1 protein-coding gene is annotated in these 654 nt (G+C 48.8%); it reads left to right on the top strand.

The features are described from left to right. Nucleotides 1-654: hypothetical protein (locus tag ACNOHI_RS24995; RefSeq protein WP_420477431.1), on the top strand; the 654-nt coding region annotated here is incomplete at both ends.

Genomic DNA, 654 nt, shown 5'->3' with positions numbered 1-654 from the left:
ACTATTTCCGGTCGATCGATACCGACAAAGCCCCGCCCCAAAAATTGTATCATCCGATCGCTTATTATGACGACTGGATGGCCTGGTATATGTATCTGGTGGAATCCATCGAGCAACGACCCGCTGTCGACGATCCCTTCCAATCCGCCCGGGTCTATCCGTTTTTTGCCGCCATCGGCCGGCAGATGACCGAACTCCAGGCCGTACCGGGTATCGATGACCGGCTGAAGGAAATGCTTAATCAGCGCAAAAATCAACCAGATTCAACACTTTTTGAGTTAGCAGTCGCCATCTTATACATTCGTAATGGTTGGTTGGTCCGATTCCTCAAAGAACGACTGTCCGAAAAAACGCCGGATTTTGAAGTGAGCCGTGACGGAAAAACCTTTTGGGTTGAATGTAAGCGTCTGGCTAAAGTAACCGACTTTGCCAACGAAGAGCGGGCCGAATGGGTGAAACGATTTCGTCATTTGACCAGCGCCATGCGCTTGTTAAAAATCTCCGCGCACGCGGATGTGACTTTCAAAATACCTATCGCCGATGTGCCCGAAGAACTATTGGGGCAATTATTTATCTATTACGTAAACACTGGCTGGATGAAAAGCGGCAAAATATTTTCGGTCGATTCCATTTCTTTTCAGGCCACACCGCTGG

It is taken from the genome of Noviherbaspirillum sp. ST9 (assembly GCF_048799745.1).
Taxonomy (GTDB): Bacteria; Pseudomonadota; Gammaproteobacteria; order Burkholderiales; family Burkholderiaceae_D; genus Noviherbaspirillum.
The sequence above is the reverse complement of the archived record's forward strand: the minus strand, read 5'-3'. Positions and strand labels throughout refer to the sequence as shown.